General features: G+C 72.2%; 15 protein-coding genes. 13 read left to right on the top strand and 2 right to left on the bottom strand.

The genetic code is table 11. The features are described from left to right. Positions 1 to 65 precede the first annotated feature (65 nt). The gene (locus tag AB0C33_RS29905) at positions 66 to 749 is read right to left on the bottom strand and encodes a DapH/DapD/GlmU-related protein (RefSeq protein WP_358293747.1); all 684 of its coding nucleotides are present in this window, start codon (positions 747 to 749) and stop codon (positions 66 to 68) included. A 110-nt stretch (positions 750 to 859) separates the two neighbouring features. Between AB0C33_RS29905 and AB0C33_RS29900 the strand changes: the two genes are divergently transcribed. The 9 genes from AB0C33_RS29900 (at position 860) to AB0C33_RS29860 (ending at position 10,526) form a co-directional block, all read left to right on the top strand. Beyond that, entirely contained in the window at positions 860 to 2,524 is a 1,665-nt protein-coding gene (locus tag AB0C33_RS29900) for a CTP synthase (RefSeq protein ID WP_358293745.1), read from the top strand. Then, positions 2,521 to 3,132, top strand: a complete 612-nt coding sequence (locus tag AB0C33_RS29895) for an NUDIX hydrolase (RefSeq protein ID WP_358293743.1) — start codon at positions 2,521 to 2,523, stop codon at positions 3,130 to 3,132. Before AB0C33_RS29900 ends, AB0C33_RS29895 begins: the two co-directional genes overlap by 4 nt. Before the next feature lie 15 nt (positions 3,133 to 3,147). Then, positions 3,148 to 4,053: a site-specific tyrosine recombinase XerD gene (locus AB0C33_RS29890; RefSeq protein WP_352358212.1), complete on the top strand. Its 906-nt coding sequence runs from the start codon at positions 3,148 to 3,150 to the stop codon at positions 4,051 to 4,053. A 117-nt stretch (positions 4,054 to 4,170) separates the two neighbouring features. Continuing rightward, positions 4,171 to 5,112 (top strand): ParA family protein, encoded by a 942-nt coding sequence (locus AB0C33_RS29885; RefSeq protein ID WP_352358210.1) that lies wholly within the window; start codon positions 4,171 to 4,173, stop codon positions 5,110 to 5,112. Next, positions 5,109 to 5,930 (top strand): segregation/condensation protein A, encoded by an 822-nt coding sequence (locus tag AB0C33_RS29880; protein ID WP_358293741.1) that lies wholly within the window; start codon positions 5,109 to 5,111, stop codon positions 5,928 to 5,930. Before AB0C33_RS29885 ends, AB0C33_RS29880 begins: the two co-directional genes overlap by 4 nt. 340 nt (positions 5,931 to 6,270) lie before the next feature. After that, positions 6,271 to 6,792 carry an SMC-Scp complex subunit ScpB gene (gene scpB, locus AB0C33_RS29875; protein WP_358294290.1) on the top strand — a complete coding sequence of 174 codons (522 nt, stop codon included), beginning with the start codon at positions 6,271 to 6,273 and terminating at the stop codon, positions 6,790 to 6,792. Beyond that, positions 6,789 to 8,909 (top strand): pseudouridine synthase, encoded by a 2,121-nt coding sequence (locus AB0C33_RS29870; RefSeq protein ID WP_358293740.1) that lies wholly within the window; start codon positions 6,789 to 6,791, stop codon positions 8,907 to 8,909. The genes scpB and AB0C33_RS29870 overlap by 4 nt, the downstream gene beginning before the upstream one ends. 71 nt (positions 8,910 to 8,980) lie before the next feature. After that, the gene (aroH, locus tag AB0C33_RS29865) at positions 8,981 to 9,340 is read left to right on the top strand and encodes a chorismate mutase (RefSeq protein WP_357968329.1); all 360 of its coding nucleotides are present in this window, start codon (positions 8,981 to 8,983) and stop codon (positions 9,338 to 9,340) included. Positions 9,341 to 9,431: 91 nt separating this feature from the next. Next, a complete protein-coding gene (locus AB0C33_RS29860) occupies positions 9,432 to 10,526 on the top strand; it encodes a prephenate dehydrogenase (protein WP_358293739.1) in 1,095 nt (364 codons plus the stop codon). A gap of 64 nt (positions 10,527 to 10,590) precedes the next feature. Here the strand turns inward: AB0C33_RS29860 and AB0C33_RS29855 are convergent, their stop codons facing one another. Continuing rightward, on the bottom strand, positions 10,591 to 11,445 hold the full coding sequence (locus AB0C33_RS29855) for a glycosyltransferase (RefSeq protein ID WP_358293738.1): 855 nt from the start codon (positions 11,443 to 11,445) through the stop codon (positions 10,591 to 10,593). Positions 11,446 to 11,563: 118 nt separating this feature from the next. Between AB0C33_RS29855 and AB0C33_RS29850 the strand changes: the two genes are divergently transcribed. The 4 genes from AB0C33_RS29850 to der are packed head-to-tail and all read left to right on the top strand — an operon-like array spanning position 11,564 to position 15,680. After that, the gene (locus AB0C33_RS29850; protein ID WP_358293737.1) at positions 11,564 to 12,169 is read left to right on the top strand and encodes a TetR/AcrR family transcriptional regulator; all 606 of its coding nucleotides are present in this window, start codon (positions 11,564 to 11,566) and stop codon (positions 12,167 to 12,169) included. 13 nt (positions 12,170 to 12,182) lie between these two features. Beyond that, positions 12,183 to 13,541 carry a carotenoid oxygenase family protein gene (locus AB0C33_RS29845; RefSeq protein ID WP_358293736.1) on the top strand — a complete coding sequence of 453 codons (1,359 nt, stop codon included), beginning with the start codon at positions 12,183 to 12,185 and terminating at the stop codon, positions 13,539 to 13,541. Between the two features lie 54 nt (positions 13,542 to 13,595). Beyond that, the gene (gene cmk / locus AB0C33_RS29840; protein ID WP_358293734.1) at positions 13,596 to 14,252 is read left to right on the top strand and encodes a (d)CMP kinase; all 657 of its coding nucleotides are present in this window, start codon (positions 13,596 to 13,598) and stop codon (positions 14,250 to 14,252) included. Between the two features lie 36 nt (positions 14,253 to 14,288). Next, a complete protein-coding gene (gene der, locus AB0C33_RS29835) occupies positions 14,289 to 15,680 on the top strand; it encodes a ribosome biogenesis GTPase Der (RefSeq protein WP_352358193.1) in 1,392 nt (463 codons plus the stop codon). Positions 15,681 to 15,734: the final 54 nt, after the last annotated feature.

The following is a 15,734-nucleotide window of genomic DNA, read 5'->3' as shown; positions in this document are numbered from 1 at the left end:
ACCGACGCTAACCTCCAGAAGCTTGTTCGGTCCATCCCCGTTCCCGGGTCCGCGCGTCCCGGACCTCAGGACGGCCCGGTCTGCCCGTCGAGCGCCAAGGCGATCGCGGCGGCCGCCTCGGCGGCGCCGGGGGCGTGCCAGCCGAGCTCCGGCGTGTACCCGCGGACGCGTTTGGCGGGCACCCCGGCGACCACGCTGTGGTCGGGGAACTCGCCGCGCACCACCGCGCCCCCCGCCACCACGCACTGCCGCCCGAGGACCGTGCCCGGCAGGATGATCGCGCCCGTGCCGAGCCAGGACCCGGCGCCGATCGAGACCGGGCTGTTGCGCGGCCACTGCCGACCGATCGGCGTCTCGGGGTCGTCGTAGACGTGGTTCTGGTCGGTGATGTAGACGTACGGGCCGGTGAAGACGTGGTCGCCGATGTCGATCGACTGGTGGGCCACGATGTGCGAGCCCCTGCCGATCGAGCACGAGCCGCCGATCCGCAGGATCGAGTCCGGGCCGAGCTCGACGCCCGGCCACATGCCGCAGGAGATCGACACACGCTCGCCGATCAGCGTGTGCTCGCCGATCTCGATCCACCGCTCGCCGAAGATCGCCCCCGGCGGGAAGGCGATGCTGACTCCCTCGCCGATCCGGCGGAAACGGTAACCCGCCGTGGAGTCCGGGGAGATCGCCCCGGCGTGGCGGATCGCCGCGTACGCACGGTGAATCAGTGCGCCCATGGCCCGGCGTACTAGTGACATAGGGCCCAAAGTTACCGCTAGGTCATGCCGTTCGGGCATGTGAGGGGCGTTGTTTGATATCCTGAGAGCCCGTGGACACTTCGGCCACCATTCGAGCCACGGGAGCCCCTTTGCGCAGCGCATCGCAAACCAAGCATCTGTTCGTCACCGGCGGTGTCGCCTCCAGTCTCGGCAAGGGGCTCACGGCCTCCAGCCTCGGCCGGCTGCTCAAGGGGCGCGGTCTCCGGGTCACCATGCAGAAGCTCGACCCTTACCTCAACGTCGACCCCGGCACGATGAACCCGTTCCAGCACGGCGAGGTCTTCGTCACCGACGACGGCTCCGAGACCGACCTCGACGTCGGCCACTACGAGCGGTTCCTCGACACCGACCTGCACGGCTCGGCCAACGTCACCACCGGCCAGGTCTACTCCAACGTCATCGCCAAGGAGCGGCGCGGCGAATACCTGGGCGACACCGTCCAGGTCATCCCGCACATCACCAACGAGATCAAGGACCGCATCCGGGGCATGGCCGGCCCCGACGTCGACGTCGTGATCACCGAGGTCGGCGGCACGGTCGGCGACATCGAGTCGCTGCCCTTCCTGGAGGCCGTCCGCCAGATCAGGCACGAGGTCGGCCGCGACAACGTCTTCTTCCTGCACGTGTCGCTGCTGCCCTACATCGGCCCGTCCGGTGAGCTGAAGACCAAGCCGACCCAGCACAGCGTGGCCGCGCTGCGCAGCATCGGCATCCAGCCCGACGCGATCGTGCTGCGCTCCGACCGTCCGGTCCAGACGGCGATCAAGCGCAAGATCAGCCTCATGTGCGACGTCGACGAGGACGCCGTCGTCTCGGCCGTCGACGCCGCCTCCATCTACGACATCCCCAAGGTGCTGCACGCCGAGGGCCTCGACGCCTACGTCGTGCGCCGCCTCGGCCTGCCCTTCCGCGACGTCGACTGGAAGGAGTGGGAGCAGCTCCTGCGCCGCGTGCACCGCCCGGCCAAGGAGGTCACGATCGCGCTGGTCGGCAAGTACATCGACCTGCCCGACGCGTACCTGTCGGTCACCGAGGCGCTGCGCGCCGGCGGTTTCGCCAACGACGCGCGGGTCAACATCCGCTGGGTCAAGAGCGACGACTGCGAGACCCCCGAGGGCGCCGAGCGCGAGCTCGACGGCGTCGACGGCGTGCTGATCCCCGGCGGGTTCGGCGTGCGCGGCATCGAGGGCAAGATCGGCGCCATCCGGCACGCCCGCGAGGGCCGGATCCCGCTGCTCGGCATCTGCCTCGGCATGCAGGGCATGGTCATCGAGGCGGCCCGCAACATGGCCGGCATCGAGGACGCCAACTCCGCCGAGTTCGACCCCGACACCAAGCACGCGGTCATCTCCACCATGGCCGACCAGGAGGACGTCGTCGCCGGCGAGCGCGACATGGGCGGCACCATGCGGCTCGGCAGCTACACCGCCAAGCTCGGCGAGGGCACCCTGGCCAGGCAGCTCTACGGCGGCAAGGCCAAGGCCGACGAGCGCCACCGTCACAGGTACGAGGTGAACAACGCCTACCGCGAGCGCCTGGAGAACGTCGGCCTGGTCTTCTCCGGCCTGTCGCCCGACGGCCGCCTGGTGGAGTACACCGAGCTGCCCGTCGACGTGCACCCGTTCTTCATCGGCACGCAGGCGCACCCCGAGTTCCGCTCCCGTCCCACCCGGGCCAACCCGATGTTCAAGGGCCTCATCGGCGCCGCCCTGACCTACGCCGACAGCCGCGTGACCACCAAGGTCGGCAAGTGAACGTCCGAGACACGCCCGAGGCGTGGGACGTCGTCGCGTCCAAGGAGCACTTCCAGGGCTACGTGATCAAGGTCGTCACCGACACGGTCAGGATGCCCCAGGACGAGGTCGCCGACCGCGACTACGTCGTCCACCCCGGCTCGGTCGCCGTGCTCGCGCTCGACGACCACGACCGCGTCCTGATGATCAGGCAGTACCGCCACCCCACCCGGCAGCTCATGTGGGAGCTGCCGGCCGGCATCCGCGACGTGGCGGGCGAACCGCTCGCCGACACCGCGGCCCGCGAGCTCGCCGAGGAGTCCGGCTACCGCGCCGACACCTGGCACACCCTGGTCGACCTGCGCTCCTCTCCCGGCATGACCGACGAGCGGATCAGGGTCTTCCTCGCCCGCGGCTTGAGCAGGATCCCCGACGAGGAGAACACCTTCGTCCACCGGCACGAGGAGATCGGCATGCCGGTCGAATGGGTGCCGCTGTCCGACGCGGTCGAGAAGGCGCTCATGGGAATGATCCACAATTCCCCGGCCGTGGCCGGTATCCTCGCCGCATATGCGGCTTCGGTTGAGGGATTCGCCCTGTTGCGCCCCGCCGACGCCCCGGAGGCGTGACGGAAGGACCATGTCGTGGAGGCGGTGCTCTCCAGCTACCTCGCCCATCTGGCGGTGGAGCGGGGCCTGGCTGCCAACACGCTCGCGTCCTACCGCCGTGACCTGCGGCGATACTTCGAACATCTGCAGGCGCGCGGGCGGCTGAAGCTCGACGAGGTGGGGGAGGCCGACGTCCAGGCCTTCCTCGCCGCGTTGCGCGAGGGCGACCGGGAACATCCCGCCCTCGTGGCCAGCTCGGCCGCGCGGGCCGTCTCGGCCGTACGGGGCCTCCACCGGTTCGCCCTGCGCGAAGGCGTCACGGCCCACGACCCCGCCCACGAGGTACGCCCGCCGCGCCAGCTCCGCAGGCTGCCCAAGGCGATCGCCGTCGACGAGGTCGAACGCCTCATCGCCGCCTCCGGCCCCGACGGCGCCCCGCTCACCCTGCGCAACCGCGCCCTGCTGGAGGTCCTGTACGGCACCGGCGCCCGCATCTCCGAAGCCGTCGGCCTGGCCGTGGACGACCTCGAACCCGACCAGGTGCGACTGCGCGGCAAGGGCGGCCGCACCCGCGTCGTCCCGCTCGGCCGCTACGCCCGCTCGGCGCTCGACGCCTACCTCGTCCGTGCCAGGCCCGGCCTGCTGGCCCACGGCCGCGGCACCCCCGGGGTCTTCCTCAACGCCCGCGGCGGCCGGCTGACCAGGCAGGGAGCCTGGGAAGTGCTCCAGGCCGCGGCCGAACGCGCCGGCCTGGCCGGCATCAGCCCGCACGTCCTGCGCCACTCCTTCGCCACCCACCTGCTCGACGGCGGCGCGGACGTCCGGGTGGTCCAGGAGCTGCTCGGTCACGCCTCCGTCACCACCACGCAGGTCTACACCCTGGTGACGGTCGACAAACTCCGCGAGGTCTACGCCGCGGCGCACCCGCGCGCCCGGCAGTGATCTATAGTCTTTTGCGCGTGCGCGGTGCCCCGGCGTGCCGCCTTGCCGCGTTTAGTGGTGACGCCATAGTGTCCGTCCGGACGGTCCGGTTCGGGATCGTCAGGGAGGTTCGAGCTGGTGACTGTGACGACCAAGGGTTCGACCCCGGGGACCCCCGACAACCCCTGGGGTGACACCAAGACCAACGCGCCTTCCAACGGCGTCAACCTGGGCCCCACCCAGCGCCCGCGACCGGTGTTCCCTGAACCGGTCCCGCCGCAGGTGCACGGCCCGGCGCGAGTGGTCGCGATGGTCAACCAGAAGGGCGGCGTCGGCAAGACGACCACCACCATCAACCTGGGCGCGGCGCTGGTCGAGTGCGGGCTGAAGGTGCTGCTGGTCGACTTCGACCCGCAGGGCGCGCTCTCGGTCGGCCTGGGCATCAACCCGCTCCAGCTCGACCTGACCGTCTACAACCTGCTGATGGACCGCGGCGTCACCGCCGAGGACGTCCTGCTGGAGACCGGCGTCGAGGGCCTCGACCTGCTGCCCAGCAACATCGACCTGTCGGCCGCCGAAGTGCAGCTCGTCACCGAGGTCGCCCGCGAGCAGGTGCTCGGCCGGGTGATCAAGCCGCTGCTGCCGCACTACGACGTCTGCCTCATCGACTGCCAGCCGTCGCTCGGCCTGCTCACCATCAACGCGCTGACCTGCGCCCACGGCGTCATGGTGCCGCTGGAGTGCGAGTTCTTCGCCCTGCGCGGCGTGGCGCTGCTCATGGACACCATCTCCAAGGTCCAGGAGCGGCTCAACGAAGACCTCGAGATCGAGGGCCTGCTCGCCACCATGTACGACGCCCGTACCCTGCACGGCCGCGAGGTGCTGGCCCGCGTGGTGGAGGCGTTCGGCGACAAGGTGTTCCACACGGTGATCAACCGTACGGTCCGCTTCCCCGACGCCACCGTCGCCGGCGAGCCGATCACCACCTTCGACCCGTCGTCCCTCGGCGCCAACGCCTACCGCGAACTGGCCCGCGAGGTGCTCTCGCGCTGGCCGGCTCCTGCGACAATGGCCAGGTGACCGCAGAGCAGACCGAGGCCCCCCAAGGCTTCCAGGTACACCTGGACGTCTTCGAAGGCCCCTTCGACCTGCTCCTCGGCCTGATCGCCAAGCACAAGCTCGACATCACCGAGGTCTCGCTCTCCAAGGTCACCGACGAGTTCATCGCCTACATCCGGTCCAAGGGCCCGGAGTGGGACCTCGACCAGACCAGCCACTTCCTGCTGGTCGCGGCCACGCTGCTCGACCTGAAGGCGGCCCGGCTGCTGCCGTCCGGCGAGGTGGAGGACGAAGAGGACCTCGCGCTCCTGGAGGCCAGAGACCTGCTGTTCGCCCGGCTGCTGCAGTACAAGGCGTACAAGGAGGTCGCGAAGGTCTTCGCGGGGCGGATGGCCGAGGAGAGCCTGCGCTTCCCCCGCACGGTGTCGCTGGAGCCGCAGTTCGCCAACCTGCTGCCCGAGCTCATCCTCGGCATCGGGCCCGAGCAGCTCGCCCGCATCGCGGCCAAGGCGTTCACCCCGAAACTGCCGCCCACCGTCAGCGTCGGCCACATCTACCAGCCGCTGGCCAGCGTCAAGGAGCAGGCGGCCCTCCTGGTCATGCACCTGCGCAGGCTGCGCCGGGCCACCTTCCGCGCGCTGACGGCCGACTGCGAGGGCACCTTCCAGGTCATCGCCCGCTTCCTGGCCGTGCTGGAGCTGTTCCGGGAGTCCGCGGTGACGTTCGAGCAGGTCGAGGCGCTGGGAGAGCTCCACGTGACCTGGACGGGCGCCGACGACGGCGACGTCGCGGTGGGGGACGACTACGAGGAATCCGCGGAGAAACCATCGAATGACTGACAACCCCAACCCCCTGCCGGGCCCCCGCAAGGCCCCCGACTCGGGATCGCCGCTGCCCGCCTGGATGACGCTCCCGGGCTCCCTCGTCCAGCCGTCCTCGCCGGAGGAGGCGTCCGCCCTGCCCGCCGGCCCCGAATTGCCGGTCGCGCCGCCGAAGCCCTCGCCCGAGTCGCCGGCCCCTGAGTCGCCGGCCCCCGAGTCGCCGTCGCCCGAGTCGTCCTTGACCGAGTCGCCTTCCGCGGGCCCCGAGCGGCCCTCGGACACCGCCGCCGACCGGGAGGAAGGCCAGCAGGGCCAGGAGGAGAACGTTCAGGGGGAGGGGCCCGCTCTTGAGGCGGCCCTGGAGGCCATCCTGATGGTCGTCGACGAGCCCGTCGCCGAGATCACGCTGGCCCAGGTGCTGGAGCGCCCCACCCACGAGGTCGCGGCGGCACTCAGGGGGCTGGCGGCGGAATATACGGCCGCCAGACGGGGTTTTGATCTGCGGGAAGTCGCGGGTGGCTGGCGTTTCTACACGCGGGCCGACTGCGCGGCGCTGGTCGAGCGGTTCGTCCGCGACGGCCAGCAGACGCGGCTGACCCAGGCCGCGCTGGAGACCCTCGCGGTCGTGGCCTACCGGCAACCGGTGAGCCGCGCCCGTGTCGCCGCCGTACGCGGCGTCAACAGCGACGGCGTCATGCGGACGCTCGTCGCCAGGGGGCTGGTCGAGGAGGCCGGCACCGACCCGGAGAGCCAGGCAGTGCTCTACCGGACAAGCTCATACTTCCTGGAACGTCTGGGACTGCGGGACCTGAGCGAGCTTCCCGAGCTCGCCCCCTTCCTCCCCGACGACGTGGAGAACCTCGAGGAGACAACAAAGTGATCAACAGGCGCAGCACCCCGTCCGGTGATGGACGCGGTCGTGGACGTACCGGCGGCTCCGGCCGCGGCGGGCGTCCCGCCTTCCGCTCCGACGACAACCGCCGCGACGGCTCCGGCGGCGGCTTCGGCGGGGACGACCCCCGCCGCGACTCCCTTCGCGCCGACCGCGGCGGCGCCCGCGCCCGCTTCGGCGACCGCGACGACCGACCCCGCCAGGACTCCGGCTTCCGCGGCGGCGACCGCTCCGGCCGTCCCACCTCCGGCGGCGACCGCTCCGGCTTCAGTGGTGACCGTTCGGGTCGCTCCGGCGGCGAGCGCTCCGGCTTCGGCGGTGACCGTTCGGGTCGTCCCGGTTTCAGTGGTGACCGTTCGGGTCGTCCCGGTTTCAGTGGTGACCGTTCGGGCCGTCCAGGCTTCGGCGGTGACCGTTCCGGTCGTCCCGCTTCCGGTGGTGACCGCTTCGGGCGTTCCGGTGGCGACCGTGACGGCTACTCGCGCGGCGACCGCGCGGACCGTCCGGCGCGTGGCGACCGCGACGACCGCTACCAGCGCGCCGACCGGCCCGCCGGTGGCGACCGCGGCGACCGCTTCCGCGACGACCGTCCCCGTGACGACCGCGGTGACCGCGGCCCGCGCGGCGGCGACCGTTTCGACCGTCCCCGTCGTGAGGGCGGTGACCGATTCGACCGTCCCCGTCACGAGGGCGGTTTCGAGCGTCCGCGTCGTGAGGGCGGGGACCGGCCGCGTGGTGAGGGCTTCGGCGGGGCTTCCCGGTCCGGCGACCGGGGCAGGTTCGGCGACGACCGGCGCGGCGGCTACGGCGGCGACCGGCGCGGTGAGCGCGGCGGCTACGCCGGTGGCGACCGCGGCGGGTACTCGGGCGACCGCGGCGGATACTCCGGCGACCGTGGCGGCTCCGGCGAGCGCGGTGGCTTCTCGGGCGACCGCGGTGGGTTCTCCGGCGGCCGTGGCGGGTTCTCCGGCGGTCGTGGCGGATCCTCCGCGGGCCGCGGCGGCTACGCGGGCGAGCGGCGCGGGGAGCGTGGCGGTTACGCCGGCTCCCGTGGCGACGGGCGTCCCGTACGTGGCGGCGACGGCGAGCGTCAGGAGCGCGGCGGCTTCCGTGCCGACCGCGGCGGGCGCAGGGACGACGCTCCCAGGTCCGCCTCCGCCGGCAACACCCGCGCCCGTTTCGGCAGGCGCGAGGACAACCCCCGCGGGCAGCAGCCGCGCACCCCGAGGCGCGACGACGTGCAGACGCTCGGCGGCGGACGTCGTACGGCCGGCGCCGAGAGCCCCCAGGCCAGGCGCGTCAAGGCCGCCCGTCAGCCGCTGCGCGACCGTGCCTTCTACGACGACGACTACACCGACGAGCGCGACACCACCGAGGTGCCCAACGGCGTTCGCCTGCAGAAGGTGCTCGCCCAGGCGGGCGTGGCCAGCAGGCGCGCCTGCGAGGAGATGATCGGCGACGGCCGCGTCACGGTCAACGGCCAGGTGGTGCGCCGCTTCGGCGCCAAGGTCGACCCCGCCGCCCAGGTCATTCACGTCGACGGCAAGCGCATCCCGACCGCCCCCGACCTCGTCTACTACGCACTCAACAAGCCGATCGGCGTCGTGTCCACCATGGACGACCCGCAGGGCCGCCCGTGCCTGGCCGACTACGTCGAGGAGCTGGCTCCCCGCCTGTTCCACGTCGGCCGGCTCGACACCGAGACCGAGGGCCTGCTGCTGCTCACCAACGACGGCGAGCTGGCCAACCGGCTGACGCACCCGAGCTACGGGGTGCAGAAGAAGTACTGGGCCAAGGTGCCGGGGCCGATCCCGCGCGACCTGGGCCGCAGGCTCAAGCAGGGCATCGAGCTGGAGGACGGCATCGCCAAGGCCGACAGCTTCGCCATCGTCCAGGAGCACGGCCAGCAGGCGCTGGTCGAGGTGGTGTTGCACGAGGGCCGCAAGCACGTCGTGCGGCGCATGCTGGAGGAGGCCGGTCACCGGGTGATCGACCTGGCCCGGATCGAGTTCGGTCCGGTGAAGCTGGGCCGCACAAAGGCCGGCACGGTCCGCGCGCTGAGCCTGAAGGAGGTCGGCGAGCTTTACGCGGCCGTGAAGCTGTAATCTGGCCGGAACGCAGGGGCCCGTGCGCATCTCCGCACGGGCTCTCCCGCTATGGAAGGGGAACAGGGCGCATGGTGCGGGCGATCCGCGGGGCGATCCAGGTGGATGCCGACGACCGCGACTCGATCATCCAGGGGACGACCGAGCTGGTCCAGGCGATCATGGAGCGCAACAGCCTGACCACCGACGACGTGATCAGCGTGCTGTTCACCGCCACCCCCGACCTGACCTCCGAGTTCCCCGCCCTCGCGGCCCGCAAGCTGGGTTTCCACGACGTGCCGCTGATCTGCTGCACCGAGATCGGCGTGCCGGGGGCGCTGCCGCGCGTGGTGCGCCTGATGGCGCATGTGGAGACCGACCGTCCGCGGGCAGAGATGCAGCATGTGTATCTTCGGGGCGCGGTGGCGCTGCGGCAGGACATCGCCCAGTAGGCGACCGGCGTGAGCCGGATCGTCGTGCGGCCCGTGCCTGACGGACACGGCAGGCAACACTCTCACTAGCCCGATAAATCAGGACATCGATATGGCCTCGGAACTCCGTACCGTGCTCGTCGTCGGCACCGGTCTCATCGGCACCTCGGCGGCCCTGGCGCTGCGCAAGCACGACGTGCGCGTGCTGCTCGCCGACCGTGACGCGGCCGCCGTGCGGCTGGCCAGGGAACTGGGCGCGGGCGAGGAGTGGGAGCCGGAGCGGCTGCCCGCCGGGCAGGTCGACCTGGCGGTCATCGCGGTGCCCCCGGCACACGTGGCCGACGAGCTGCTGAAGCTGCAGAGCCGCGGCGTGGCCCGCTTCTACACCGACGTCGCCAGCGTCAAGGCCGAGCCCATCCGCATGGCCGCGCGGCTCGGCTGCGACCTGACGACCTACGTCGCCTCCCACCCGCTGGCCGGGCGGGAGAAGTCCGGTCCGGGCGCGGCCAGGGCCGACCTGTTCCTCGGCCGGCCATGGGCGCTCTGCCCGACCGGCGAGGCCGCCGACGACGCCAGGGCGGCGGTGCTCAAGCTGGTCGAGCTGTGCGGCGCCAACCCCGTCGAGGTGGGCGCGGAGGAGCACGACCGCGCGGTCGCCGTCGTCTCGCACGCCCCCCACGTCGCCGCCTCGGCCGTGGCGGCCCGCCTGGCCGACGCCACCGAGGTCGCGCTCGGCCTGGCCGGCCAGGGGGTGCGCGACGTGACCAGGATCGCGGGCGGCGATCCCGGGCTCTGGCTCGGCATCCTGTCGGGCAACGCGACCCCGGTCGCCGAGGTGCTGGAGGCGGTCTCCCGCGACCTGGCCGAGGCCGCGACCGCGCTGCGCTCCCTGGCCGAGGGCGACGGCACCGCGAGCGGCGACCTCACCCAGCTCCTCAAGCGCGGCGTCGCCGGGCACGGGCGCATCCCCGGCAAGCACGGCGGCCCCGCTCCCGCGTACGTGGTCGTCCAGGTGGTCATCGGTGACCGTCCCGGCCAGCTGGCGCGGCTGTTCCAGGTGTGCGACGAGGTCGGCGTCAACGTCGAGGACGTGCGGCTGGAGCACGCGCCCGGGCTGCCCCTGGGCATCGCCGAGCTGTGGGTCCAGCCGGACGCGGCCTCCCCGCTCGCCGACGCCCTGCGCGAACGCGGCTGGCAGGTCCCCTGACGTTCCCTGACCGGGGACACTGAGCACGACGCGACGGGCGGGCGCCGAGCCCCCGCCCACGGCGTCAGCCGGCCGCGCGTTCCAGCCTGCGGCGGGCGCGTTCCACGGCGACCGGCAGGCCGCGCCGGGCGGCCAGGGCCCTGGGCAGCCGCCGTACGGCGGTGCGCAGCCCCTCTCGGCCCGCCGGACCGCCCAGCAGCGCCTCCAGGGACCGGCGCGCCACCACCGGCCACGGACGGCGCAGCACGGCGGTCAGCACGGCGTTGCGCGCCGCCAGCGCCTGCCTGCCGCGCGGATCGCGGGCGGGGGAGGGGTGGTGGTGGGCGACGACGTCGTCCACGTAGGCCAGCCCCCAGCCGCGTGCGGCCAGGTCCACGGCCAGCCGTTCCTCCTCGCCGAAGAAGAAGATCACGTCGTCGAAGCCGCCCGCCTCCAGGAACGCCTCCCTGCGCACGACGGCCCCGCAGGCCAGGAAGCCCAGAACGCTCGGCCCCGGCAGGTCGTCCTCGACGCCGAGCGGTGAGTCGCGCATCGCCTCCGACACCGCGTCCAGCCGCTCCTGCGGCCCTACCAGCACGCGCGCGCCCAGAACGGCCAGGCGGGGATGGGCGTCCAGCACGTCGGCGGCCAGCTCCAGGGCGCCGGGCGCCCACCAGGAGTCGTCGTCGGCGAAGGCGACGTAGGGCGTCTCGGCCAGGCGCACGCCGACGTTGCGGCCCGGCGCGCCCAGATTGGCCCCCGCCTCGACCACCTGGACGTCGGGGAAGTGCTTGCGGACGAACCCGGCGGTCCCGTCGGAGGAGCCGTTGTCGACGAGGATCACCGGCCTGGGGTGGCGGGGGATCGTCCGGGCCAGCGTTCTGACCCGATCCCTGGTGGCCACCACGACCGTGACCCGCGCTCGGTTCGTCTCCGTCACGCCGGACCTCCTTACCTGGGCGGACGCCCTTACTCCTCGCCGGCGGCATTGACGGCGGGACGCAGGAGGCGTACAAAGGTCGGTAACAGCGTTACCGACAAGAAACGGTGTTACTCACATGGCGGTCACCGCGTACCGGCAAGCCCAGCAGGAAGGCCAGAGCGTGGTCAGGACGGCCATCCTCGACGCCGCCAAACACCTGCTCGTCGCCGAGGGCCCGGCGGCGCTCACCGTCCGGCGCATCTCCGGCGAGGTCGGCTGCTCCACGAAGGTGATCTACACCCTCTTCGGCGGCAAGGACGGCCTCAGCGAGGCGCTGTGGCTGGAGGGCTTCGCCCGGCTGGAGGCGCGCCTGCTGGCCGTCCCCGCCGAGGAGGACCCGCTCCCGGCGCTGCACGCGGGCCTGGCGGCCTACCGCGAGTACGCGCTGGACGAGCCCGACTACTACCGGGTCATGTTCCAGAACGCGATGCACGGCTTCCAGCCCGCCCCCGACGCGGTCGCGGCCGGCCGGCGGACCTTCGACATCCTGGTCGAGGCCGTGGCCGCCTGCCTGGAGGCCGGACGGCTGCGCGGGGCCGCCGCCGGCGAGATAGCCGACGTGCTGTGGATGGCGATCCACGGCGCGGTGAGCCTGGAGATCTCCGGCTTCTTCGACAGCGCCGAGGCGGAGCGGCGCTACCGGCTGCTCTACACCTCCGTGCTCACGCCGTTCCTGACCTGAGAGGAAGCGCACGATGACCAGCACCCCCTTCCGCAACGGATTCGCACCCGCGACGGAGGAGATCACGGCCTTCGACCTGGAGGTCACCGGCCGCATCCCCGCCGAGCTCGACGGCCGCTACCTGCGCAACGGCCCCAACCCGCTCAGCCTCGACGACCCGGCCGCCACCCACCTGTTCATGGGGGAGGGCATGGTCCACGGCGTGCGGCTGCGCGGCGGGCGGGCCGAGTGGTACCGCAACCGGTGGGTGCGCAACGCCGAGGTGGCCCGCCGGCTGGGCGAGCCGCCGGCGCCGGGCCCGGTGCACGCGGGCATGGACTTCGCGGCCAACACGCACGTCATCGGCATCGCCGGGCGCACGTTCGCGACCGTCGAGGCGGGCGGGCTGCCGTACGAGCTGAGCTACGAGCTCGACACGGTCGGCGCGTGCGACTTCGTCGGCGGCCTGCCCGGCGGGTACGCCGCCCACACCCACCTCGACCCGGTCACCGGCGAGCTGCACGCGATGGCCTACTTCGCCGGCTGGGACCACCATCAGCACATCGTGATCGACCCCAAGGGCGTGGTGGCCCAGGTCAGGGACATTCCCGTCGCCGACCGCCCGATGCTGCACGACTTCGCGCTGACCCGCCGGCACGTCGTGATCTACGACCTGCCGGTCACGCTCAGCATGGCCCACGCCGAGCGCGGCGCGCCGCTCCCGTACGCGTGGGACGACGCCCGGCCCGCCCGGCTCGGCCTGCTCTCCCGCGAGACCGGCGACGTGCAGTGGGTGGAGATCGACCCCTGCTGGGTCTTCCACACCCTCAACGCCTACGACGACGGCGACCAGGTCGTGGTGGACGTCGTCCGCTACCCCAAGCGGTTCGTGGACGCCCGGCTCGACCTGGGCGGCGCGCCCACGCTCGACCGGTGGCGCATCGACCCCGGCGCGGGCCGGGTCACCACCACCCGCCTGGACGACCGCCCCCAGGAGTTCCCCCGCATCGACGAGCGCCGCACCGGCGGCCCGTACCGCTACGGCTACACCTCGGCCGCCGCCGACCTGCACGACGTGATCTACCCGGCCGCCGAGCTGGAGGACCTGCCGGACGAGGCGTTCGACAACACGCTCATCAAGCACGACCTGGAACGCGGCACGCAGGAGGCGCGGCGGTTCGGGCGCGGCGCGTACGTGGGGGAGCCGGTCTTCGTGCCCTCCGGCGCCGCCGAGGACGACGGTTACCTGCTCACCTACGTCAACGACCCGGCCAGGGGAGCGGCCGACCTGGTGATCCTTTCGGCCCAGGACTTCACCGGCGAGCCGGTCGCGGTCGTGCACCTGCCCGCCAGGGTCCCGCTCGGCTTCCACGGGAGCTGGATCGCGGACTGACCGGAGGCGGTAGCCTCTTCAGGTTGGGGAAACACACGTGAAGAGGGAGAGGCCGTGTCCGGTCTGGTCGTCGCCATGGACGGTCCTTCGGGGTCGGGCAAGTCGAGCGTGTCGCGCGGGGTCGCCCGTGCGCTGGGCCTGCGTTACCTCGACACCGGGGCCATGTACCGGGCGATGACGTGGTGGATGCTCCGGCAGGGCGTCGACCTGGCCGATCCCGAGGCGGTCGCGGCCCGTTGCGGCGAGCCGTCCATCGTCTCCGGCACCGACCCCGAGGGGCCGACGATCCTGGTCGACGGCGTCGACGTGGGCGGGCCCATCCGGGAGGCCGAGGTGACCGGCTCGGTCTCCGCCGTGGCCGCCGTCCCCGAGGTGCGCAGGCGGCTGGTCGCGCTGCAGCGGGAGATCGCCGGCGCCGGTGACATCGTGGTCGAGGGCCGCGACATCGGCAAGGTCGTCTGCCCCGACGCGCCTGTCAAGGTCTACCTGACGGCCAGCGCCGAGGCCCGCGCCCGGCGCAGGAGCGCCGAGCTGGCCGGCTCGACGGTGGAGGCGCAGCAGGCCGCCATGGAGCGGCGTGACACCCTGGACTCGACACGTAAGACGGACCCGCTCTCGATGGCGGATGGCGCCGTCGAGCTCGACACCACCGCGCTGAACCTCGAAGAGGTCATCGCGGAGGTGCTGAGGCTGGTCAAGGAGCGCACCTGACCTCCAGGTGCGGTACTCACCTAAGGATGAACAAGCATGTCAACGGGGGATTGGGTCGAGGCTGACCTCGACGAGCTGGAAGTCACCGAGCACGGCGACACCACGCCTCTGCCGGTCGTGGCCATCGTGGGCCGCCCCAACGTGGGCAAGTCCACGCTGGTCAACCGCATCATCGGCCGCCGCGAGGCAGTCGTGGAAGACGTTCCGGGCGTCACCCGCGACCGCGTCACCTACGACGCCAACTGGCGCGGCCGCCGCTTCACCGTCGTCGACACCGGCGGCTGGGACCCTGACGCCACCGGCATGAACCTGCGCATCGCCGAGCAGGCCCAGGTCGCCGTCGAGCTGGCCGACGTGATCGTGTTCGTGGTCGACGCCACCGTGGGCGCCACCGACGCCGACGAGATCGTGGGCGCGGTGCTGCGCCAGTCGGGCAAGCCGGTGCTCCTGGCCGCCAACAAGGTCGACAACCAGCAGCTGGAGCTGGAGGCCGCGGCGCTGTGGGCGCTCGGCCTGGGCGAGCCCTACCCGGTCTCCGCGCTGCACGGCCGCTCCAGCGGCGACCTGCTCGACGTGGTGCTCGACGCGCTGCCCGAGACGCCGCAGGTGACCTTCGGCGGCGAGCGCGGCCCGGCCCGCGTGGCGCTGCTCGGCAAGCCCAACGTGGGCAAGTCCTCGCTGCTCAACAAGCTGGCGGGCGAGGAGCGGGTGCTGGTCGACCCGATGGCGGGCACCACCCGCGACCCGGTCGACGAGCTGATCGAGCTGGGCGGGCGCACCTGGCGCTTCGTCGACACCGCCGGCATCCGGCGGCGCGACCGCGAGCTGCAGGGCGCCGACTTCTACGCGGCCATGCGCACCCGCGCCGCCCTGGAGCGCTCGGAGGTGGCGATCGTGCTGATCGACGCCAGCGAGCCGCTCACCGAGCAGGACCTGCGGATCATCGGCCTGGTGATCGAGTCGGGGCGGGCCATGGTGGTGGCCTTCAACAAGTGGGACCTCGTCGACGAAGACCGCCGCTACTACCTGGAGAAGGAGATCGACCGGCAGCTCGTGCGCACCCCGTGGGCGCTGCGGGTGAACATCTCCGCCAAGACCGGCCGTCACATGGACCGGCTGGTGCCGGCGCTGGAGAAGGCGCTCGACTCCTGGTCCACCCGGGTGCCGACGGCGCGGCTCAACGCGTTCCTCACCGAGCTGGTGCACGCGACGCCGCCGCCCGTCCGGGGTGGCAAGCAGCCGAAGATCCTGTTCGCCACGCAGGCGTCCGTCGAGCCGCCCAAGTTCGTGCTGTTCACCTCCGGCTGGCTGGAGGACACCTACCGGCGCTTCATCGAGCGGCGCATCCGCGAGGAGTTCGGGTTCGCCGGGTCGCCGATCGACGTCACGATGAAGATCCGGGAGAAGCGCCCCAAGAAGGACAAGTAACGGCGTTGCCGTATCATCTACGGCAACACGTGGACGGAGACGAGTAGCCAGCGG

It is taken from the genome of Nonomuraea sp. NPDC048881, from assembly GCF_040649795.1.
Taxonomy (GTDB): Bacteria; Actinomycetota; Actinomycetes; order Streptosporangiales; family Streptosporangiaceae; genus Nonomuraea.
The sequence above is the reverse complement of the archived record's forward strand: the minus strand, read 5'-3'. Positions and strand labels throughout refer to the sequence as shown.